The 19,483-nt window shown below is 67.5% G+C and carries 16 protein-coding genes and 1 tRNA gene; 8 read left to right on the plus strand and 9 right to left on the minus strand.

Going from position 1 to position 19,483, the window contains the following annotated elements:
- Positions 1–176 precede the first annotated feature (176 nt).
- From AC1REK_RS00745 to AC1REK_RS00760, 4 genes are all read left to right on the plus strand, one after another.
- Entirely contained in the window at positions 177–1,007 is an 831-nt protein-coding gene (locus tag AC1REK_RS00745) for an ImuA family protein (RefSeq protein WP_492267546.1), read from the plus strand.
- A complete protein-coding gene (locus tag AC1REK_RS00750; RefSeq protein ID WP_492267545.1) occupies positions 913–2,460 on the plus strand; it encodes a Y-family DNA polymerase in 1,548 nt (515 codons plus the stop codon). The genes AC1REK_RS00745 and AC1REK_RS00750 overlap by 95 nt, the downstream gene beginning before the upstream one ends.
- Positions 2,457–5,822: an error-prone DNA polymerase gene (locus tag AC1REK_RS00755; RefSeq protein ID WP_492267544.1), complete on the plus strand. Its 3,366-nt coding sequence runs from the start codon at positions 2,457–2,459 to the stop codon at positions 5,820–5,822. The genes AC1REK_RS00750 and AC1REK_RS00755 overlap by 4 nt, the downstream gene beginning before the upstream one ends.
- A gap of 91 nt (positions 5,823–5,913) precedes the next feature.
- The gene (locus tag AC1REK_RS00760) at positions 5,914–6,222 is read left to right on the plus strand and encodes a hypothetical protein (protein ID WP_316016593.1); all 309 of its coding nucleotides are present in this window, start codon (positions 5,914–5,916) and stop codon (positions 6,220–6,222) included.
- A gap of 103 nt (positions 6,223–6,325) precedes the next feature.
- On the opposite strand, the gene AC1REK_RS00765 is transcribed toward AC1REK_RS00760, so the two are convergent.
- The gene (locus AC1REK_RS00765) at positions 6,326–6,550 is read right to left on the minus strand and encodes a helix-turn-helix domain-containing protein (RefSeq protein ID WP_390893180.1); all 225 of its coding nucleotides are present in this window, start codon (positions 6,548–6,550) and stop codon (positions 6,326–6,328) included.
- Between the two features lie 297 nt (positions 6,551–6,847).
- On the opposite strand from AC1REK_RS00765, the gene ertD reads away from it, so the two are divergent.
- Positions 6,848–8,197, plus strand: coding sequence for a hydantoin-5-propionate amidohydrolase (gene ertD, locus AC1REK_RS00770; protein WP_492267543.1), 1,350 nt, complete (start codon positions 6,848–6,850; stop codon positions 8,195–8,197).
- 6 nt (positions 8,198–8,203) lie between these two features.
- Positions 8,204–9,448 carry an N-carbamyl-l-glutamate amidohydrolase ErtE gene (ertE, locus tag AC1REK_RS00775; protein ID WP_492267542.1) on the plus strand — a complete coding sequence of 415 codons (1,245 nt, stop codon included), beginning with the start codon at positions 8,204–8,206 and terminating at the stop codon, positions 9,446–9,448.
- Between the two features lie 70 nt (positions 9,449–9,518).
- Here the strand turns inward: ertE and AC1REK_RS00780 are convergent, their stop codons facing one another.
- The 5 genes from AC1REK_RS00780 to AC1REK_RS00800 all read right to left on the minus strand — a co-directional run bounded on the left by AC1REK_RS00780 (position 9,519) and on the right by AC1REK_RS00800 (position 14,712).
- Positions 9,519–11,027, minus strand: a complete 1,509-nt coding sequence (locus AC1REK_RS00780; RefSeq protein ID WP_492267541.1) for an amidohydrolase family protein — start codon at positions 11,025–11,027, stop codon at positions 9,519–9,521.
- Between the two features lie 26 nt (positions 11,028–11,053).
- Positions 11,054–11,842, minus strand: coding sequence for an ABC transporter permease (locus AC1REK_RS00785; protein ID WP_492267540.1), 789 nt, complete (start codon positions 11,840–11,842; stop codon positions 11,054–11,056).
- Complete coding sequence (locus tag AC1REK_RS00790; RefSeq protein ID WP_316016598.1) at positions 11,829–12,608, minus strand: ABC transporter ATP-binding protein; 780 nt, start codon at positions 12,606–12,608, stop codon at positions 11,829–11,831. The genes AC1REK_RS00785 and AC1REK_RS00790 overlap by 14 nt, the downstream gene beginning before the upstream one ends.
- Before the next feature lie 37 nt (positions 12,609–12,645).
- Positions 12,646–13,653 (minus strand): ABC transporter substrate-binding protein, encoded by a 1,008-nt coding sequence (locus AC1REK_RS00795; protein ID WP_492267539.1) that lies wholly within the window; start codon positions 13,651–13,653, stop codon positions 12,646–12,648.
- 147 nt (positions 13,654–13,800) lie between these two features.
- On the minus strand, positions 13,801–14,712 hold the full coding sequence (locus AC1REK_RS00800) for a LysR family transcriptional regulator (RefSeq protein WP_327521321.1): 912 nt from the start codon (positions 14,710–14,712) through the stop codon (positions 13,801–13,803).
- A gap of 117 nt (positions 14,713–14,829) precedes the next feature.
- Here AC1REK_RS00800 and AC1REK_RS00805 point away from each other — a divergent pair, with 117 nt between their 5' ends.
- A complete protein-coding gene (locus tag AC1REK_RS00805) occupies positions 14,830–15,771 on the plus strand; it encodes an N-carbamoyl-D-amino-acid hydrolase (RefSeq protein WP_492267538.1) in 942 nt (313 codons plus the stop codon).
- Positions 15,772–16,085: 314 nt separating this feature from the next.
- Here the strand turns inward: AC1REK_RS00805 and AC1REK_RS00810 are convergent, their stop codons facing one another.
- Positions 16,086–17,168, minus strand: coding sequence for a helix-turn-helix transcriptional regulator (locus tag AC1REK_RS00810; RefSeq protein ID WP_492267537.1), 1,083 nt, complete (start codon positions 17,166–17,168; stop codon positions 16,086–16,088).
- 363 nt (positions 17,169–17,531) lie between these two features.
- Here AC1REK_RS00810 and AC1REK_RS00815 point away from each other — a divergent pair, with 363 nt between their 5' ends.
- Entirely contained in the window at positions 17,532–18,443 is a 912-nt protein-coding gene (locus AC1REK_RS00815) for an aminotransferase class I/II-fold pyridoxal phosphate-dependent enzyme (RefSeq protein WP_492267536.1), read from the plus strand.
- 54 nt (positions 18,444–18,497) lie between these two features.
- On the opposite strand, the gene AC1REK_RS00820 is transcribed toward AC1REK_RS00815, so the two are convergent.
- Positions 18,498–18,572 (minus strand) — tRNA-Thr (locus AC1REK_RS00820).
- A gap of 208 nt (positions 18,573–18,780) precedes the next feature.
- The gene (gene pdeM / locus AC1REK_RS00825; protein ID WP_492267676.1) at positions 18,781–19,443 is read right to left on the minus strand and encodes a ligase-associated DNA damage response endonuclease PdeM; all 663 of its coding nucleotides are present in this window, start codon (positions 19,441–19,443) and stop codon (positions 18,781–18,783) included.
- Between the last annotated feature and the right edge of the window lie 40 nt (positions 19,444–19,483).

The raw sequence follows: 19,483 nt of genomic DNA on the forward strand, positions 1-19,483 counted from the left end.
CGATCAGCGTTTCCTTGATATGACAGAAACGCCGGGATTGGCGACAGTTGCGCCGGCTGGAAGACAATTCCGGCCGCGTCTCGCCTTTCTGGCAAGGAGCGTGCCGCATATCCGGGCTTGACTCCGGCGGGGTTTGGGAGTGGTTTTATATCGGAACAAATAGTGAACATTATTCCATGTCCGATGCTTCTTCCCGTTCCCTGGCCGGCCTCCGGCAGAGTCTCGCTCTGGCGGGGCTGGCGCGCGAGCTCGCGCCGGTGGAGCGCGTCGGCTTCGGCATGGCGGAGCTGGATGAGCCGCTGGGCGGCGGCATCGCCCGGGCCGCCCTGCACGAGGTCTATGCCTCGGCTGGGGCCGATCTGCCCGCGGCGACCGGCTTCGCCGCGGCCCTGGCCCTGCGGGCCGCGGGGACGCGGCCGCTGCTCTGGGTTCGGCAGGATTTCCTGGCGGCCGAGGCCGGCCGGCTGCACCCGTCCGGTCTCGCCGAGCTCGGCCTCGATCCCGCGCAGGTGCTGCTGGTGCGGGCCCGCGATGCCGAGGGCGTGTTGCGTGCCGGGGCCGAGGCGGCCCGCTGTTCGGCTCTCGGCGCGGCGCTGATCGAGCCCTGGGGCGAGCCGCGCCAGCTCGATCTGACCGCCAGCCGGCGCCTCGTTCTGGCGGCCGAGGCGTCCGGCGTCATGACCCTGCTGCTGCGGGTCGCTCCCGAGCCGGCGCCCAGCGCGGCGACGACGCGCTGGCTGGTGCGGGCCCTGCCGTCGCGGCCGCGCGAGGCCAATGCGCCGGGTGATCCGGCCTTCAGTTTGAGGCTGCTGCGCCATCGCGGCGGCCTCGGTGAGTGTGAGTGGCGTGTGGAGTGGAACCGTGAGCGACGATCTTTCCAGGAATGGAGCCGGGAGGGGGGAGGCCGACAGGATGCAGCGCCGCTATCTCGCCCTCTGGTTTCCATTCCTGGCGAGCGACCGGCTGCATCGGCAGAGGGCGCTCCCGCCTGGCGCCGGGCCGGATGAGCGACCGCTCGTCCTGGTCGAGAAGGAAGGCGGCGCGCTCAGGCTCGCCGATTGCGACCGGCGTGCCGTCGCGCTCGGCCTCACCCGTGGCCTGACCCTTGCCGATGCCCGCGCCCGCATTCCCGATCTCGCCATCGCCGAGGCCGATCCCGCCGCCGATGCGCGCTTCCTCGAACGCCTCGCCGGGCTCTGCGACCGTTTCACCCCGCTGGTCGCGCTCGACCCGCCGCATGGGCTGGCGCTCGACATCAGCGGCTGCGCCCATCTCTTCGGCGGCGAAGCGGCGCTGCGCCAGGAGATCGGCATCCGGCTGCGCCGGCTCGGCCTCCAGCTTCGCGCCAGCATCGCCGGCACGCCCGAGGCGGCGCGTGCGCTGGCCCGCTTCGGCGATTGCGCGATCTCCCCGCCGGGCGGCGATGCGGAGCGCACCCGGCTCCTGCCGGTCGCCGCCCTGGAGGCGCCGCCCGAGGTCATTCTTGCCCTGTCGCGGGCCGGGCTGAAGACGCTTGCGGATATCGCTGCCCGCCCTGCGGGCACGCTGTCCGCCCGCTTCGGCGAGGCCCTCGCCAGGCGCCTGCAACGCATCCTCGGCCATGAGGATATCCGCATCACGCCCTTGCGGCCGCCGCCCGATTGCATGGTCGAGCGGCATTTCCCCGAGCCGCTGCAGGATACCGAGGGGCTGGAGGCGATCCTGCGGCACCTGCTCGACGAGGCCGCCCGCATCCTCGAGCAGCGCGGCGAGGGCGGACGTGCCTTCGAGATCAGCTTCTTTCGCAGCGACGGCGCGGTCCGGCGCCTTTTCCTCGAGACCGGTCGTCCCTCCCGGGATCCTGCCGCCATCCTGCGGCTCTATCGCGAGCGCATCGACACGCTGGCAGACCCGCTCGATCCCGGTTTCGGCTTCGATGCGATCCGCCTCGCCGTGCCGGTCTGCGAGCCGCTCGGGACGCCGCAGGCGAGCCTCGACGGGCGTGCCGTCGAGGAGGAGGCGGTGGCCGATCTGGTCGACCGGCTCGTCGCCCGCTTCGGCCGCGACCGGGTGCTGCGCTTCGTCGCCCGCAACTCCCACCATCCCGAGCGGGAAGCGGGGGTGATCCCGGCTGTCGGCACGCCGGCCCCGGCGCAGGCCTGGCCGGAACCCGAACCGGGCGAGCCGCCGGCGCGCCCACTCCAGCTCTTCGAGCCGCCGCAGCCGGTGGAGACGCTCGCCGAGGTGCCGGACGGGCCGCCTTTGCGCTTTCGCTGGCGCCGGGTGCTGCATGAGATCGCCCGCGCCGAGGGGCCGGAGCGGATCGCGCCGGAATGGTGGCGCGACGGGCCGGACGAGCCGACGCGCGATTACTACCGTGTCGAGGATGCGCAGGGGCGCCGCTTCTGGCTGTTCCGCGCCGGGCTCTACGATCGCGAGAGCGTCCAGCCACGCTGGTTCCTGCACGGGCTGTTCGCATGACGACTTACGCCGAGCCCGTCGCCGCGACGAATTTCTCCTTCCTGCGCGGCGCCTCGCCCGGGCCGAACTTGGTCATGACCGCGCTGCTGCTCGGCCAGACAGGCCTCGGCATTGCCGACCGCAACACGCTCGCCGGCGTGGTGCGGGCCTGGAGCGCGCTGCGCGATCTGCGCGAGACCGGCTTGCCTGCCGCGGAAAAGGTCCGCGAGGGCGGCAGCCCCGGCGAGTATGTCTGGGTCGAGAATCCGGCTTTTGCCGATCTGCCCTTCACGGAAGAGCAACTGCGGACGAGGGCGCAGGCCTTCAAGCTCGTCACCGGCAGCCGCCTCGTCTTCGCCGACGGCACGCCCGACATCGTCGCTTATCCCGCCAATCGTGCCGGCTGGGGTCGGCTCTGCCGCCTGCTGACAGTCGGTAATCTGAAGACGGCAACGAAGGGCGAATGCATCCTCGCCCTCGACGATCTCCTGAACGATGCCCGCGACCTCCTGCTGATCGTCATGCCGGAGCGCCGGCTCGATGGCCTGCCGGATCTTCTCGCCCGGCTCGATGCTGCCGCGCCCGGCGCCGTCTGGCTTGCCGCCACCATGTCGCGCCGCGGTGACGACCGCCGCCGCCTCGCCCGGCTGAGGGGCATCGCGGCCCCGACCCGCACCCCGCTGATCGCCACGAACGACGTGCTCTACGACGCGCCCGGACAGCGCGATCTGCAGGACCTCGTGACCTGCATTCGCGAGGGCACGACGATCGCCAGGGCCGGGCGCCTGCTCGAGGCCAATGCCGAGCGCCATCTCAAGACCCCACAGGAGATGGCCCGGCTGTTCAAGGAGGCGCCGGAGGCGATCGAGGAGACGCAGCATCTCTTCGGCCGCGTCGATTTCGACCTCGATCAGCTCAGATACGAATATCCCGACGAGCCGGTGCCGCCCGGCTGGACGCCGCAGGGCTGGCTGGAGGAACTGGTGCGCCGGCGCCTGCCGATGCGCTATCCAGGCGGCATCCCGCCCGCGGTCCAGAAGCAGGTCGACGACGAACTCGTCCTGATCAGCAGGCTCGACTATGCCCGCTATTTCCTGACCATCCGCCAGATCGTCGAGTTCGCCGAAAGCGAGGGCATTCTCTGCCAGGGGCGAGGCTCGGCCGCCAATTCGGCCGTCTGCTACGCGCTCGGCATCACCGCGGTCGATCCGGCCGAGCATACCCTGCTCTTCGCGCGATTCATCTCGGAGGAGCGGCGCGAGCCGCCCGATATCGACGTCGATTTCGAGCATGAACGGCGCGAGGAGGTGATCCAGTGGATCTACCGGACCTATGGCCGTGAGCGCGCCGGCATCGCCGCGACCGTGATCCATTACCGGCCGCGCAGCGCCATCCGCGAGGCCGGCAAGGTGCTGGGGCTGACCGAGGACGTCACCGCCCGCCTCGCCGCGACGCAATGGGGCAGCTGGGGCTCCGACATCACCCGCGAACAGGTCCGCCAGGCCGGGCTCGATCCCGACAATCCGGTGATCGCGCAGGCCGTGCAGTTCGCCGTGCGCCTGCTCGGCTTCCCGCGTCATCTCTCGCAGCATGTCGGCGGCTTCGTGCTGATGCGCGGGCGCCTCGACGAGACCGTGCCGATCGGCAATGCCGCGATGGAGGATCGCACCTTCATCGAATGGGACAAGGACGATATCGACGCGCTGCGCCTGATGAAGGTCGACGTGCTGGCGCTGGGCATGCTGACCTGCATCCGCAAGGCATTTGACCTGCTGCGCGAGCATGAAGGCATCGACCTGGGGCTCGCTGACGTCCCGCAAAACGACAAGGCGACCTACGCCATGCTGCAGCGGGGCGAGTCGCTCGGCGTCTTCCAGGTCGAGAGCCGGGCGCAGATGAATATGCTGCCGCGGTTGAAGCCGAGAGAGTTCTACGATCTCGTCATCCAGGTTGCGATCGTCCGCCCCGGCCCGATCCAGGGCAATATGGTGCATCCCTATCTGAAGCGGCGCTCCGGGATCGAGAAGGTCAGTTACCCGTCGCCGTCCCCGGCTCATGGGGAGAGGGACGAGCTCTATCAGGTTCTGAAGCGGACCCTCGGCGTGCCGCTGTTCCAGGAGCAGGCGATGCAGCTCGCCATGACGGCGGCGAAATTCACCGATCCCGAAGCCAACGGCCTGCGTCGCGCCATGGCGACCTTCCGCAATGTCGGCACCATCGGCCAATATGAAGCGCTGATGGTCGGGCGCATGGTCGAGCGTGGCTATGAGCCGGCCTTCGCCCAGCGCTGCTTCGAGCAGATCAAGGGATTCGGCAGCTATGGCTTCCCGGAAAGCCACGCCGCCTCCTTCGCCAAGCTGGTCTATGTCTCCTCCTGGCTGAAATGCCATTATCCGGCGATCTTCGCCGCGGCGCTGCTGAACGCGCAGCCCATGGGCTTCTACGCCCCGGCCCAGATCGTCCGGGAGGCGCAGGAGAATGGCGGCGTCGAGCCGCGGCCGATCGATGTGAATTCCAGCGCCTGGGACAATCTCTTGGAGCCGGCGGCGCCCGGCTGGAAGAGCCCCTGGGCATTGCGCCTCGGGCTGCGCCAGCTCGATGGCTTCAAGGAGGCTTGGGCGGAGCGCCTGCTAGCGGCTCGCGGCGACGGCTATCGCGATGTCGAGGGGCTCGCCCGCCGGGCGCGGCTGCCGGCGCGTGCCATGCGCCTGCTCGCCGATGCCGACGCCTTCCGCTCGCTCGGGCTGGACCGGCGCGAGGCGCTCTGGGCGGTGCGGCGTCTGCCGGATGACGAGGCCCTGCCGCTGTTCGAGGCGGCAACGGCCCGCGAGCTCGGGGAGGAGCCGGAGGCAGCCTTGCCGGCGATGCCGCTAGCCGAGCATGTCGTCGCCGACTACCAGACGGCGCGGCTCTCGCTGAAGGGCCATCCGATGGGCCTGCTGCGCCCGCGCTTTACAGGGGCGGGCGTCGCGACCTGCGCGGCGATCGCCGCCGGACGCGACGGGGCCTTTGCGAGCGTCGCCGGCGTCGTGCTGGTGCGCCAGCGCCCCGGCAAGGGCAATGCCATCTTCATCACGCTGGAGGACGAGACCGGCATCGCCAACATCGTGCTCTGGGCCCGCGATTTCGTCCGCTTCCGCCGCGAGGTGATGGCGGCGCGGCTGCTCCTGGTCGAAGGCAGGGTACAGAAGAGCGTCGAGGGCGTGGTGCATCTGATGGCGCGGCGCGTCTTCGACCGCTCGGCCGATCTGCTCGGCCTGTCCGATACCCACCGGGCCGAGATCGCGCTCAGCCGTGCCGACGAGTTCCTGCACCCGCAGCATCCGCGCGCCGGTCATCCGCGCAATGTCCGCATCCTCCCGAAGTCGCGCGATTTCCACTGAGCTTGCGCCGGTCGGAAGCTGCTCAGAAAACGACATGATTTACGGGCAGATGGAGGCAGCCCCTGCCGGGTCTTGGTTGAAATAGCGACGGATGAACGACGGAAAACGGCTTCTTCGGCTGGCCTTCAAGCGGCTGGAGCAGGAACTGCCCGACAGGCTCGCCGCGGCCAGCCGCTGGCTCAGGCATCCCTCCTCGCGGCTCGTCCGCATTCCAGCGGCGCTCCTGCTGATCCTCGGCGGCATCTTCTCGATCCTGCCCTTCCTCGGCATCTGGATGTTGCCTCTGGGCCTGATGCTGATCGCCGCCGACATCCCTTTCCTGCGCAAGCCGATGGCGGCTTTCGCGATGCGCAGCGTCGGCCTGCTCGAGCGCTATCGGGCCTGGCGCGCCAGGCGGTGAAGCGGCCAATGCCTTCCGCGGTCCCACCGGGACCGCGGAGCCTGGAAAGCGCAGCGACCTGCGCGGGTATCCATCCGATAGGCCATCGATCACGGGCACTGGCTCAATGAATGGCAGTGCCCGGTTCGGGCACGTCGTGCCCCTCCGCAGCATAGGCTACGATCTTGTTCCTGAGCGTCCTGATCGAGAGCCCAAGGATATGCGCGGCATGCGTACGGTTGCCGCGTGTCTCACGCAGTGTCGCGAGGATGAGATCGCGCTCCACCTCCGCGACAGGCAGGCCGACGAGGTCATTGACCGCCGCCGCTTCTGGCCCGGCATCGCTCATGGCCTTATCCTTCCCCGGTTGCCCAGCCCCCGGTCGGATGTCTCCAGAAAGAAGCGATAGGGTTAACAAATGGTTGAGGCCGCGGAGATATTGCCGCTGAAGCCGGGGTGCCCGGCATCGCGGCCAAAGCGATGCCCCAGTCAGGGATGCCCCCTACAGCTCTGACCGGAATGGCATCGGCGCGGGCGCCTGCATAACGGCGGGTTATAAGGCCGCGTAAAATTGGCATGCGCGGTGCGTTGCCGGGACCGGCTAGCATGACGCTGCCATTTCAACGGAAACCGAGCCGGCCACATCATGAGCGACTTCGATCTCGTCCTTCGCGGCAACATCGTCCTGTCCGACAAGATCATCGAGGACGGCTATGTCGCCGTCTCGGGGGGCAAGGTCGGAGCGGTTGGCGCCGGCACGCCGCCTTCGGCCCGCGAGACGCAGGATTTCCGCGGCCAGTGGATCATCCCCGGCGTCATCGACGGCCAGGTCCATTCCGGCAGCCAGGCCAATCATGAGGGCATCGGCATGTGCTCGCGTGCCGCCGCTTCCGGCGGCGTCACCGTGATGGTCGACATGCCCTATGACGAGCCCGAGCCGGTCACCAATGCCAAGCTCTTCAACGAGAAGGTCGCGATCGTCGAGCGCGATGCGCATGTCGATGTCGCGCTCTATGCCACGATCACCATCGAGAACGGGCTGCATGCCATTCCCGGCCTCGTCGATGCCGGCGCCTGCGCCTTCAAGTTCTCGACCTTCGAGGCCAATCCGACGCGCTTCCCGCGCATCGGCGACGACACGCTCTACGAGGCCTTCAAGCTGATCGAGCCGACCGGGCTGCTCTGCGGTGTCCACAACCAGGATCAGGAGATGACCCGGCGCAACATCGCCCGCCTGATCGAGGCCGGCGATACCGGGCAGGACGCCTTCCTGCGCGCCCACACCCCGCTGATCGAGAACCTCGCCACCGCCCGCATCTACGAGCTCGGCGCCGAGACCGGAGCGCGCGCCCACGCCGTCCACGTCTCGACCTCGCGCGGCTTCGAGATCTGCAACCTCTACAAGCGCGCCGGCCACAAGGCGACGGTCGAAAGCTGCGTGCAGTACTTCATGCTCAATGCCGAGGAGCACGGGCCGCGCTTCGGCGCGAAGATCAAGCACTACCCGCCGATCCGGCCGAAGGCCGAGAGCGAGCTGCTCTGGAGCCATCTCGCCGCCGGGCATTGCGACTTCATCTCCTCGGACCATGTCTCCTGGGGGCTGGAGAAGAAGGGCGATCCCAACATCTTCAAGAACACGTCGGGCGGCCCCGGCATCGAGACGCTGCTGCCGGCGCTGTGGACCGGCTGCGAGGAGCGCGGTATCTCGCCGACCATGGTGGTGAAGCAACTCTGCGAAGGCCCGTCCAAGGCTTTCCTCCTCGCCGACAAGGGCCGTCTCGCCCCCGGCGCCGATGCCGACATCGTCGTGCTCGAGCCCGGCCGTTTCGTGCATGATCCCAGCAAGAGCCTGTCCGCGGTGAAGTGGAGCTCGCTCGAGGGCCGCGAATTCCGCGTCCGGGTCGCCGCGACCTATGTCCGCGGTGCGCTCGCCTGGGACGGCAGCAAGATCACCAACAAGGCCGGCGACGGCCGTTTCCTCCGGCCCGCGGCGTAATCTGACATGACGATCGATCAAGCTCGCCTCTGGAACCGTTTGGAGGCGCTGTCGCGGATCACCGACCCGGAGCGCCCCTGGACGCGGCGCTCCTTCACGCCGCGCTTCCTCGAAGGGCGGGACTGGCTGGCGGCGGAGTTCCGCGCCGCCGGGCTCGAAACTGCGATCGATGCCGCCGGCAACCTGATCGGCCGCCTGCCGGGGAGCGATCCCGCGCTGAAGCCGATCCTGATCGGCTCGCATTCCGACACGGTGCCCTCAGGCGGGCGCTATGACGGCATTCTCGGCGTGCTCGCCGGGCTGGAGGTGGCGCAGAGCCTTGCCGAAAGCGGGCAGAGGTTGCGCCATCCGCTGGAGATCGTCGACTTCCTGGCCGAGGAGCCGAGCGAGTTTGGCCTCTCCTGCATCGGCAGCCGGGGCCTCGCCGGCGCGCTGAGCGAGGAGCATCTGGCGCTGCGCCGGCCGGACGGCATGACCTTGCGCGAAGGCATCGCCTTCGTCGGCGGCCGCCCGGAGGAACTGGCGTCGGTGGTGCGCCCGGCCGGCAGCGTCGCGGCCTATGTCGAGGTCCATATCGAGCAGGGCCGCGTGCTGGAGAGCGAGGCGGTGCCGATCGGGATCGTCACCGATATCGTAGGCATCCGCCGCGAGCGCATCACCGTGACCGGCCGGGCCGACCATGCCGGGGCGACACCGATGCCGCTGCGGGCCGACGCGCTGGTCGGTGCCTCCCGGCTGATCGAAGCCGCCTATCGCCGCGCGCTCGCGACGGCGCGCGACAACCAGCCGCTGGTTGCGACCTTCGGGCGGATCGAGGTCAGCCCGAACGCCGCCAATGCCGTGCCGGGCGAGGCGGTGATGATCCTCGAAGTGCGCTCCGGCGACGAGGCGGCGGTCAAGGCCTTCGGCGCGGCGCTGGTGCGCGATCTCAGACCCGCGCTCGAGGAATTGCGCCTCACGGTCACCTCCGAGCCGATCAGCCATGTCGCGCCGACCGCCTGCGCCCCGGAGATCCGCAAGGCCATCGCCGATGCCTCCGCCTCGCTGGGACTTTCGACGCGGGGGCTGCCGAGCGGCGCCGGCCATGATGGCGTCTTCGTCGCCCGCACCGGGCCGATCGGGATGATCTTCGTGCCCTGCCTCGACGGTCGCAGCCATGCGCCGGAGGAATCGATCACACCGGAGCAGGCGGGAGATGGCACTCGCGTCCTCGCACAGACCTTGCTGTTGCTTGACGAGCGCCTGAGCTGAGCGGGTTCGGCCGAAGGGCCGAACGAAATTATGGTCCCCTCGGCCGCATGCGGCCGAGGGGAGTGGTGTTTCAGCGCAGCGGCGCGCCGTAGCGCTCGACCTGATACGGCTCGCGGGCGAGGCCGATGCAGAAGCTCGCCACCGCATCCTGCAGCTTCTCGGCCAGGATCTTCATCGGTGCGTTGACCGCCTCCAGCCGCTCGCGGGCAGCTTCCGCCTGCCGCGCCAGCTTGGCGAGGTCGATCGTCAAGAGGCGGCCTTCCTTCACGACGAAGCGGCCGCCGATCATCACGTCGCGCACCGCCGTGCCGTCCTCGACATGGACGATCTGGTTGACCGTGCGGTTATGCGGCAGCCAGTTGATGTGGCCGAGATCGACGAAGACGAGGTCGGCCTTGTAGCCGGCCTCGATGCGGCCGATCTTGCCCTGGAAGCCGAGCGCGCGGGCGCCGCCCTCGGTCGCCGCATGCAGCGCTTCCGGCGTGGTCAGCCATTGGTGCATGTCCGGTCCGCGCACCTTCGAGACGAAGGAGGCGAGCCGCGTCGCCTCGTACATGTTCTGGTTGTCGCCGCTGTTCGAGCCGTCGGTGCCGATCGCCACGTTGACACCGGCATCGAGCATCGCCCTGAGATCGGCGAGGCCGCTGCCGAGGCGCATGTTGCTGGCCGGGTTATGCGCGACCGAGGCGCCGTGGCCGGCGAGGATGCGCATGTCGTCGGGGTCGAGCCAGACGCCGTGCGCCACCGTGAAGTTCGGGCCGAGCAGGCCGAGCTTGTCGAGATGGGCGGTTAGCGTGCGGCCGTAGCGCTTCACGCCGGAGAGCGCCTGGATCTTCGATTCCGAGACATGGCTGTGCAGGCCGAGTCCGAAGCGCCGGGCGCAGTCGCGGCAGGCGCCGAGGAACTCGTCGGAACAGTGCAGCGGGATGGTCGGAGCAAGCGCGATCTTCAGCCGCTCGCTGTCGATCCGCGTCTGCGTCACGAAGGCCTCGAAGCCTTTCAGCGTCTCGGTATAGGGCTGCATCCGGAAGCGGTCGACGGCGGTGCGCAGCGTCTCGGGGAGGGCGTCGTAGAGGCCGGGAATGGCCTCGTAAAGCGTCTTGTCGGCGACCATAGGCGCGATCGTCGCGCGCATGCCGACATCCTGATAGGCCTGCGCGACCGCCGACATGCCCTCGACCGACGGCGCCGGCACCTCGAAGAACAGGTCGTAGCAGGCGGTCGTGCCCTTCAGCACCATCTCGGCGCCGTTGAGCGTGGCGCTGAGATACTTGTCCTCGAGGCTGCGATTGCCGCTGATCCAGGGGCCGGCGGCGAGCAGCAGCTCGAGCGTCCAGCGGTCGCCCATCGCCTTGGCGAGGGCGCCGTGCCCGTGCGTATGGGCGTTGATCAGCCCGGCATGGACGAGCTTGCCGGCGGCATCGACGACCGTCGCATCCGCCGGGGCCGACATGCCTTGCGGGCCGATCTCGCGGATCGTGTCGCCTTCGAGCAAGAGGTCGACCGGCTCGGCCTGCGCCTTGCCCGGCAGGAGGACGAGGGCGTTGCGGACGATGGTATAGAGCGGGCTGGTGGTCATGGCAGGTTTCCTTTCCGCGCAGTCCGTCAGCGCCGCTGCTCTGCGGCAGCCCAGGGGAAGAACACCCGCTCGGCCACGACGATGAGCTGGAACAGCACGATGCCGAGCAGGGCGAGGATCAGCATTGCGCCGAAGGCCACCGGCACCTTGAAGAAGGCGGTCGCCGAGGTGATGAGATAGCCGAGGCCCTTTTCCGCGGCGACGAATTCGCCGACCACGGCGCCGACCACCGAAAGCGCGATCGCCGATTTCAGGCCCGAGAACACGAAGGGGATCGAATAGGGCAGGCGCACCCGCAGCAGCTCCTGCAGCTTGGTCGCCCGGCAGGAACGGGCGAGCTCGACCAGCTCCGGCGGCACGGCGAGCAGGCCGGTCGTCATCGAGATCACCAGCGGGAAGAAGGCGACGAGGAAGGTCACGATCACGCGCGGCAGCTCGTTGGGGCCGAGCACCACGACGAGGATCGGCGCGATCGCGACCTTCGGCACCGACTGGGTCAGCACCAGCAGCGGATAGATTGCATCGGCGGCCAGCCGCGACGAGGAGATCAGCACGGCGAGCGGGAAGCTGACCGCGATTGAGAGCAGGAAGCCGAAGAGCACGGTCCGCAGCGTCGCCAGTGTGTGCTCCCCGAGCGCCGGGCCCATCGCCGCCGTGTCCTGGAAGATCCGCGAGGGGGCTGGCAGCAGGTATTCGGGAATGGCGAAGGCCTGGACGCTGACCTCCCAGATCGCCATCAGCACGACGAGCGCGGCGAGCGGGATCAGGAATTCGCGGCTGGCTCCGAGCAGGCCCTGGATCTTAGTGTTCGACATCGAAGCGCGCTCCCTGCTCGCCGAAGATCAGTTCGCGGATGCGGCCGGCGCAGCGCTGGAATTCCGGATGGCCCGACATCGCGAAGTCGCGCGGACGCGGCAGGTCGACATCGATGATCTCAGCGATTCGCCCGGGGCGCGGCGACATCACCACGACCCGGTCCGCCAGGATCACTGCTTCGGGAATCGAATGGGTGACGAAGATGATGGTCTTGGGCGCGTTCGCCCAGATCCGCAGCAGCTCGATCGTCATGATCTCGCGGGTCAGCGCGTCGAGCGCGCCGAACGGCTCGTCCATGAGCAGGATGCCGGGGTCGTGGACCAGCGCCCGGCAGATCGCGGCGCGCTGCTGCATGCCGCCGGAAAGCTGGCGCGGCCGGTGATCGGCGAAATCGGCAATCCCCGCGACGGCCAGAAGGTCCTTGGCCCGGCGGCGCGCCGCGTCGTCGGCACGCCCCATGATGGTGGAGGGGAACATCACGTTTTCCATGATGGTCGCCCAGGGCAGCAGGGTCGGCGCCTGGAAGACGATGCCGGTGTCCTGCCGGGGGGCGGTGACCCGCTCCCCGTTGATGGTGATGCTGCCCTCGCTCGGCGGCACCAGGCCGGAGATCAGGCGCAGCAGCGTGGACTTGCCGCAGCCGGAAGGCCCGACGAGCGTGACGATCTCGCGGTCCCGGATCGAAAGGTCGATCCCGTCGAGCGCGCGCACGCCGCCGTTGCCGACCGACCCGAAGACCTGGCCGGCTCCGCTTATTTCAATCATCTCTGTTCTCCGGCGGCGGCTGTCTTGCCCGCTGCGTTCACTTCTTCGGCGGCAGGAAGGACATGTCGACCGCGGTCGCCGGGTCAACCTTCGGGTCGAGGCTCTGCGCCTGGGCCACGACCTCATAGGTCTTGTTCAGGCGCTCGGCGGTGATGCCGCCGACGCCGGCATCCTTGGCATGGTCGGTGAAGATGAAGCCGAGCGTCGCCTTCAGGCTGCCGAGGCAGTCGTCGAGATCGACCTGCGGGATCGCCTTCACATGGGCCTCGCAGGTCGCCTGCGGATCCTTGCGGGCGGCCTCCCAGGATTCGGACGTCGCCTTCATGAAGTTCTTCAGCATCTCCGGGCGGTTCTTGATGTTCGCCTCGGTGGTGTGGAAGGCCAGCGAATAGATCGCGAAGCCAGCCTCGACGAAGGGCAGGAAGGCGAGCTCCTTGCCGGCCTTCTGGGCCTGCTTGTTCTGGTAGTAGAAGTTGGTCGAATAGGACGGGATGGCGTCGACCTTGCCGCTGATCAGCAGCGGGCCCATCGCCGAGCCGTCGACCGTCACCCATTCGATCTTGTTGGGGTCGGTCTTGGCGGCGGCCGCCACAGCCGGGAAATAGAGCCGATGGCTGTTGCCGGGCGTGATCCCGATCTTCTTGCCTTCGAGGCCGGTGAAGGTAGTGATTCCTGAATCCTTGCGCACGAAGAGCGAGTGCGGCGAGTGGGCGTAGACGGCGCCGATCATCTTCAGCGGCACGGAGCTGCGCTGCCGGGCGGTGAACAGCGCGGAGATGTCGGCCATGCCGATCTCGGCGGCGCCGCCAGCGACCTTGCTCAGCGTGTCGCCCGAGCCGTTGCCCTTGCTGATCCGCAGCTCGATGCCGTTGCGCTCGTAGATGCCCGAGGCGATGCCGGCATAATAGGGCGCGTAGTCGCCCGTCGGAATCCAGTCGAGCATGAGATGGACCTTGTCCGCGGCGCGCGCTGCGCCGGGCAGGGCGGCAAGCGCGATGGCGGCGCTGAAGACGGCGGTGAGAGCGCTCGACTTGGTCTTCGACATTGTGGTCGTCCTTTCTGGTTCCCCTTTCGACAGAAACAGCGGGGACGGCAATCGAATCAAATACCAATTTCGCTGCGGTACATAATCTCCGGTTATGGAATGGCTTCATGCGAGATGCGCATCGGGCGAGGATCGCCTCGTCGTGCCTCAGTCGAGCGCGGCGGAATCGGGCGGGCTCGGCACCATCTCCCTGAGGTCGCGCACGAAACTGCGCGCCACGCGCGAGAGGGGCTCGATCCGCGAGGACAGCAGGTGCGGCCGCGTCGTCGTCTTCGGCACCAGCGGGCGCGAGCGGATGTTCGGCCAGGCATTGTCGAGCAGCACGAACTCGTCGACGATCGCGATGCCGCCGCCGGCCTGGACGAGGCAGCAGGCATTCGGCGTGAAGCGCACCTGCGCATTGAAGCGGATCGGCTTCGGCGCGGCGCTGAGCGCCCGGTTGACGATCATGCCATAGGGCGTCTGCGAGCCGTAGCCGATCATCGGATAAGGGACGAGATCGGCCAGCTTCAGCACCCGGTTTGCGCCGAGCGGGTGCCCCTCCGGAAAGATCACGCGCAGGCGCCCTTCGGCGAGTTGTTCCGCCTTAACGCTGGCATCGTCGACGGCCATCGAGGTGATGGCGAGGTCGGCGCGATGGCTGGCGATGCGCGCGATCAGGTCCGTCAGCGTCAGGATCTCGAATTCGACCCGCACATCCGGGTGCGATTGCCGGAAGCGCGCAATCGCCTTCGGCACCAGCATATGGCCGACGCTCGGGCTCGCCAGCAGCCTGACCGAGCCGGCACTGCCGCGGCGCAGCTCCTCCGCCATCTCGTTGACCCGAGTGACGCCCTGATGGACCTGCTCGACCTCGGCGAAGAGCAGCCGCGCCTCCGGCGTCGGCTGGACGCGCCCCTTGACCCGCTCGAACAGCGTCAGGCCGAGCCGGTCCTCGGTATAGGAGAGCAGCCGGCTGATCGCCGGCTGCGAAACCGAGAGCAGCCTTGCCGCGCCGCTGATCGAGCCTGTCGCCATGACCGCGCGAAACATCTCGATCTGCCGAAGATTCATCGCCATTGCGCATAACATCCGCTTATGTGTGAGCGGAGAAATAGCATATGCTTGTTCTGAAGGCACTCGGCTAGATTGCGGCCCGTTCGATCTGGCTGTTCCAGTTCCAAGGAGTCTTCCCCGATGTCGCGCCTTCTCACCGTCGCAGCGGCTCAACTCGGCCCCATTCATCGCGCCGATGATCGCGCTTCGGTCGTGCGCCGGATGATCGCGCTGATGGAGCAGGCGAAGGCGCGTGGCGCCGATTTCATCGTCTATCCCGAACTCGCTTTGACCACCTTCTTCCCGCGCTGGTACTGCGAGGATCGTGCCGAGGCCGACCAATGGTTCGAGGCCGCGATGCCCGGGCCCGACACGCAGCCGCTCTTCGATGCCGCCCGCCGTCTCGGCATGGCCATGAGTTTCGGTTATGCCGAGCTGACGCCGGAAGGTCGCCATTTCAACAGCTCGATCCTGGTCGACCGGGCGGGCTCGATCGTCGGCAAGTACCGTAAGGTGCATCTGCCGGGTCATGCCGAGCTCGACCCGACCCGGGCGCACCAGCATCTCGAAAAGCGCTATTTCGAGCCCGGCGATCGCGGCTTCCCGGTCTGGAACTTCGAGGGCGGCCTCGTCGGCATGGCGATCTGCAATGACCGGCGCTGGCCCGAGACCTATCGTGTCATGGGCCTTCAGGGCGTCGAGATGGTCGTGCTCGGCTACAACACGCCGACCGTCAACGGCCATTCCAAGACCGAGACCCTGGCCGACCGCCTGTTCCATCACCGCCTGTCGGTGCAGGCCGGCGCCTATCAGAATTCGACCTGGGTCGTCGCGGTCGCCAAGGCCGGCGTCGAGGACGGCTACCCGCTCTTCGGGGGCACGCTGATCGCCGGGCCGGACGGCAAAATCGTCGGCGAGCTCGACCATGACGATGACGGCGTGCTCGTCCATGGCTGCGATCTCGACGCCACCCGCTTCGGCAAGGAGACGATGTTCAACTTCGCCGCCCATCGCCGCGTCGAGCACTACGAGCTGATCACGGCGCGCACCGGTGTCGGCGAGCCGCTCGGCCGCGCGGAGTAGCGCACCGGGCCTCGGCCCGCTGTCGCTCCGCATGGCCTGGCACGCCTCTCCGGACCATTTTGCAAGACCCGTCTCCTAAGAGGCCCGTGCAGCCGCACGGGCCTCTTTACGTTGCGGCCTCGGTCACGGCAGGCGGTAGGCGGGCGGCGGTGAGCGCCGCTTCGGGTCTGTGCCAATGCGTCGCGCGAGGCGTTTCGACCGTGGCTCAGGCGGTCACACTCCCTGGAACCGCCCAGCCTTCGGCTGGAGGTGGCACCTATCCGGGCGGAAGATCCCGCAGGGCATGCGAAGAAGCACAGGCAGGCGCCCGTCCGTTAGATCGCCAAGGGAGCCAACCTCCGGATGAAGTCCGCCTGCGATTGAGATCCTGTTTTCGCGAGGATTTTCTTGACCTGAGATCGGACGGTTTCCCGGGAGATGCGGCGCTCGACCGCAACCTCGTTGACGGAAAGGCCTGCGAGTATCCGGTTGGCCACGGTCGCCTCGGCCGGCGTCAGATCGAACAGGCCGGTCAGAATTTCGGCGGATGGCGACGTTGACCGATCCAGCTTGGTGACGATGACGATGGCTGTGGCTCCATCGAACACGTCGGATGCTTCTCCGGGCAAGGGAAGAGCGTGGATCACGGCGGCGGAGCTATCGGCCTGCGCGGGAACGGGGATGGAGTTCGTCGTCGTGACGGATGCGCGGATCGCGTGAAGCGCCTGCGCGAGGAGGCGGTTGCTTGCGACATCGGCCAAGGCGAGTTTACCGTGGGCCAGGAAAACGACCTGCTCTTTCATCGCTTCGAATGCGGAATTCGCTGCGAGAATCCTGTCCTGGCCACTCAGAATGGCAGCGGGCATGCCTGCCTTGTCCAGCGTGTCGACGATGGCGCGGGCCCGTTGAAGCTGAAGGCGTATCGAGAGCGCCGCCGATCGCGCCATATGCGGCCAGAGCGCGTTCAATTGAGCAAGCTCCTGGGCCGAAACCGGTCCGTCCGCGAAGCGCCTTTCCAGATCGAACACCGCGAGATCGCCATTCGGCATCGGCAGGACGCTGCCGGCCGCATATCCCCAGCCATTCGGCAAAAGGAAATCCGTATAGACTGCGCTGCTCTCCCTTTCAGCGCGTCCGTACAATTGATGAGTGCCGAAGAAGCCGTGGTGCCTGGCTTCGATGCCGCGTTTCAAGCGAATATTGTCTTCCTGAGCCGCACGATTGGCCAGGAACGCGTCGAAAAAGCGCTTGCCTTCGTCGGAACCTGTCCAGCGCGTTATCCCGCGCGCGGTTGTCGTGAAGATGATGCCGCCGAAGCAGCCTGCCAACTCTGCGATGTCATGCAGAACGCCCGGCCATAATTCCGGCACGACCGCCGCTTCGTAAATGCGGTCTACGAGCGCTTCTCTATCCGACATTGAGCTTCCGCCCACGTAACATTCGCTCGGAATGGGCTCGTTTGCGCGGGTAGAACCGGGTTTCGTCTCCCCGACCACGGCCTTGACGGGAATGGGCGAAGGGGAGCCTCCCGGTGCAGCCGAAATCCTGGGCCATGCACGTGATTGCCACAAGCCATATCTCCGACGCCGCAGCGGGCGCGTGGAGCGTCGCCACGGAATCGCCGAACCCGTTCGCATTCAGCATTCAACATTGCCCCAAGCCGCTCTTCGCTGATGCTGCACGCGGACGAATCCGTCAATTGTCACCCTATCGGGTGATGCGCGCGAGCATGACCCAACGGCGATGTAGGCAGTGGTTCCGATCGTCCTGCCGAGTATTGAATGACCGAGTATATTTCCCGCGATGTTCGGTTTTTCTCGATTTCAGACCACGTCGACGGCAGTCGAACCAATCTGATTTCACGGTGGAGCGCACTTGGACGATGGTTCGTCGAACGTGGAGATGCTGGCCTAGACACGTACCAGAGAGTTGCCTCCGAGCGTATCGGGCCGGAGACGAGGGGTTTTCTTCGGGACGGTGCTCCGTTCTCGGGCGTCAACTTCGTAAGCCAGGACTATCTTTCCCTAGCCAGCCATCCTTCCATCGTTCGATCTGCTGCGGAAGCGGCTGAGCGCTTCGGTGTTCATAGCGCCGGTTCCGCAGCCTTGATGGGGAACACGTCACTATCAGTGGCGTTGGAGGAGCGCCTTGCCCGCTTTCTCGGATACGAGATCTGCACCCTGTTCCCGATCGGCTGGGCTGCGGGCTACGGCATCATCAAGACGCTTGTTCGGGAGACCGATCACGTCGTCATCGATATCCTCGCGCATGCCTGCCTTCAGGAGGGCGCGCGTGCAGCAACAGCCAATGTCAGCCGCTTCCCGCATCTGTCGACGGGTGCGGTCGAGAAGCGCCTGAAGCGGATTCGCGATGGTGATCCGCGGGCCGGCATCCTCGTCGTGACCGAAACCCTGTTCTCAATGGACAGCGATATTCCGGATATCGTCGCGCTCCAGGCTTTTTGCCGTCGCTACGACGCGACGCTGCTGGTCGATTGTGCCCATGATCTCGGTGCCCTCGGAGAACGCGGCCTCGGCGTCCTTCATGCTCAGGGCATGGTCGGCAAGGTCGACATCCTGATGGGGTCGTTCTCGAAGACTTTCGCCTCGCCAGGAGGATGGTCGCAAGCTCGGCCGCTCGCCACTCGTCGGTCGGAGTTCTCGGCGAACGTGGTGGGCCGCAAGTCGCGCTAATCACGCAACTATCGCGTTGTCATTGGAAAATCACTGGTCATCCGGGAAATGGGCTGGTGCTGCGAGAGAGGATTGAACTCTCGACCTCTCCATTACCAATGGAGTGCTCTACCACTGAGCTACCGCAGCAGGATCGTGCCGTCTGCGCCAGGCCCTTGAAGGGCTTGCCGGCGCCGCGTCGTTCCGAAGCGGCGTCCTGATGCCACAAGCCCCGCCCCGACGCAACCTGTTCCGCGCATATCTCTGTGTCTGAAATTGAAGGGCGCTGGAATGCCGCGGGTGCAGAGCGGTGTCCTGCCTTCGGATGGGTGCGTGGATCGTACGCCCTTAACGTGCGTCAATCCGGCAGCAGCAGGCGCTGGTCGATGCGGAACAGCCTTCCGTCGCCGAGGAGATGGGCGGAAAGGCCTACGCCGAAGAGCGGCCGGAAGGCCGCGTCGCGGACATTGAGGCCGCCGGCATAGGCGCCCATCGCCGGCATGACGCAGCGCGTCGCGGAGAGCGCAAAGCAGCGCCGGCGCAGCGCCCGGCCGCGCATCCGGACCTTGGCGGCGGGATGCAGATGGCCGGCGATCTCCGGCAGCGCACCGGCAGAGCTCGGCTCGTGCCGCAGCAGGGTGCCGCGCAGTTCGAGCTCGTCCAACACTGTGCCGCCCATCGCGGCCGAGATCTGGGGGTCGTGGTTGCCGCTGATCCAGAGCCAGTCGCGGCCGGCCTGGAGGGCGCGCAGACTCGCAAGGCAGCTGTCGTCGATCCGCGCTTCGGCGCCGCGATCATGGAAGCTGTCGCCGAGCGCGATCACCCGCGCCGGCTGGTAGCGCGCAATCGCCGCACCCAGCAAAGCGAGCGTCGCGGCCGAATCATAGGGCGGCAGCAGGACGCCGCGGGCGGCATAGGCCGAGCCCTTTTCCAGATGCAGGTCGGCGACGACGAGGGTGCGCTCATCCGGCAGATAGAGCGCACCGGAGAGATCGGGCACGAGCGCGAGCCGGCCGAGCATGAAGGCTTCGGCCACCGTCTGCGTCGCTTGCTTCGCCGCC

It is taken from the genome of Allobosea sp. GW823-FHT02B03 (assembly GCF_058797755.1).

Excerpts from the sequence above, each read along its gene's own strand:
- AC1REK_RS00745 (WP_492267546.1), top strand. The coding sequence starts at position 177 with ATGTCCGATGCTTCTTCCCGTTCCCTGGCCGGCCTCCGGCAGAGTCTC.
- AC1REK_RS00750 (WP_492267545.1), top strand. The coding sequence starts at position 913 with ATGCAGCGCCGCTATCTCGCCCTCTGGTTTCCATTCCTGGCGAGCGAC.
- AC1REK_RS00755 (WP_492267544.1), top strand. The coding sequence starts at position 2,457 with ATGACGACTTACGCCGAGCCCGTCGCCGCGACGAATTTCTCCTTCCTG.
- AC1REK_RS00760 (WP_316016593.1), top strand. The coding sequence starts at position 5,914 with ATGAACGACGGAAAACGGCTTCTTCGGCTGGCCTTCAAGCGGCTGGAG.
- AC1REK_RS00765 (WP_390893180.1), bottom strand. The coding sequence starts at position 6,550 with ATGAGCGATGCCGGGCCAGAAGCGGCGGCGGTCAATGACCTCGTCGGC.
- ertD (WP_492267543.1), top strand. The coding sequence starts at position 6,848 with ATGAGCGACTTCGATCTCGTCCTTCGCGGCAACATCGTCCTGTCCGAC.
- ertE (WP_492267542.1), top strand. The coding sequence starts at position 8,204 with ATGACGATCGATCAAGCTCGCCTCTGGAACCGTTTGGAGGCGCTGTCG.
- AC1REK_RS00780 (WP_492267541.1), bottom strand. The coding sequence starts at position 11,027 with ATGACCACCAGCCCGCTCTATACCATCGTCCGCAACGCCCTCGTCCTC.
- AC1REK_RS00785 (WP_492267540.1), bottom strand. The coding sequence starts at position 11,842 with ATGTCGAACACTAAGATCCAGGGCCTGCTCGGAGCCAGCCGCGAATTC.
- AC1REK_RS00790 (WP_316016598.1), bottom strand. The coding sequence starts at position 12,608 with ATGATTGAAATAAGCGGAGCCGGCCAGGTCTTCGGGTCGGTCGGCAAC.
- AC1REK_RS00795 (WP_492267539.1), bottom strand. The coding sequence starts at position 13,653 with ATGTCGAAGACCAAGTCGAGCGCTCTCACCGCCGTCTTCAGCGCCGCC.
- AC1REK_RS00800 (WP_327521321.1), bottom strand. The coding sequence starts at position 14,712 with ATGGCGATGAATCTTCGGCAGATCGAGATGTTTCGCGCGGTCATGGCG.
- AC1REK_RS00805 (WP_492267538.1), top strand. The coding sequence starts at position 14,830 with ATGTCGCGCCTTCTCACCGTCGCAGCGGCTCAACTCGGCCCCATTCAT.
- AC1REK_RS00810 (WP_492267537.1), bottom strand. The coding sequence starts at position 17,168 with ATGTCGGATAGAGAAGCGCTCGTAGACCGCATTTACGAAGCGGCGGTC.
- AC1REK_RS00815 (WP_492267536.1), top strand. The coding sequence starts at position 17,532 with ATGACCGAGTATATTTCCCGCGATGTTCGGTTTTTCTCGATTTCAGAC.
- pdeM (WP_492267676.1), bottom strand. The coding sequence starts at position 19,443 with ATGCTCGGCCGGCTCGCGCTCGTGCCCGATCTCTCCGGTGCGCTCTAT.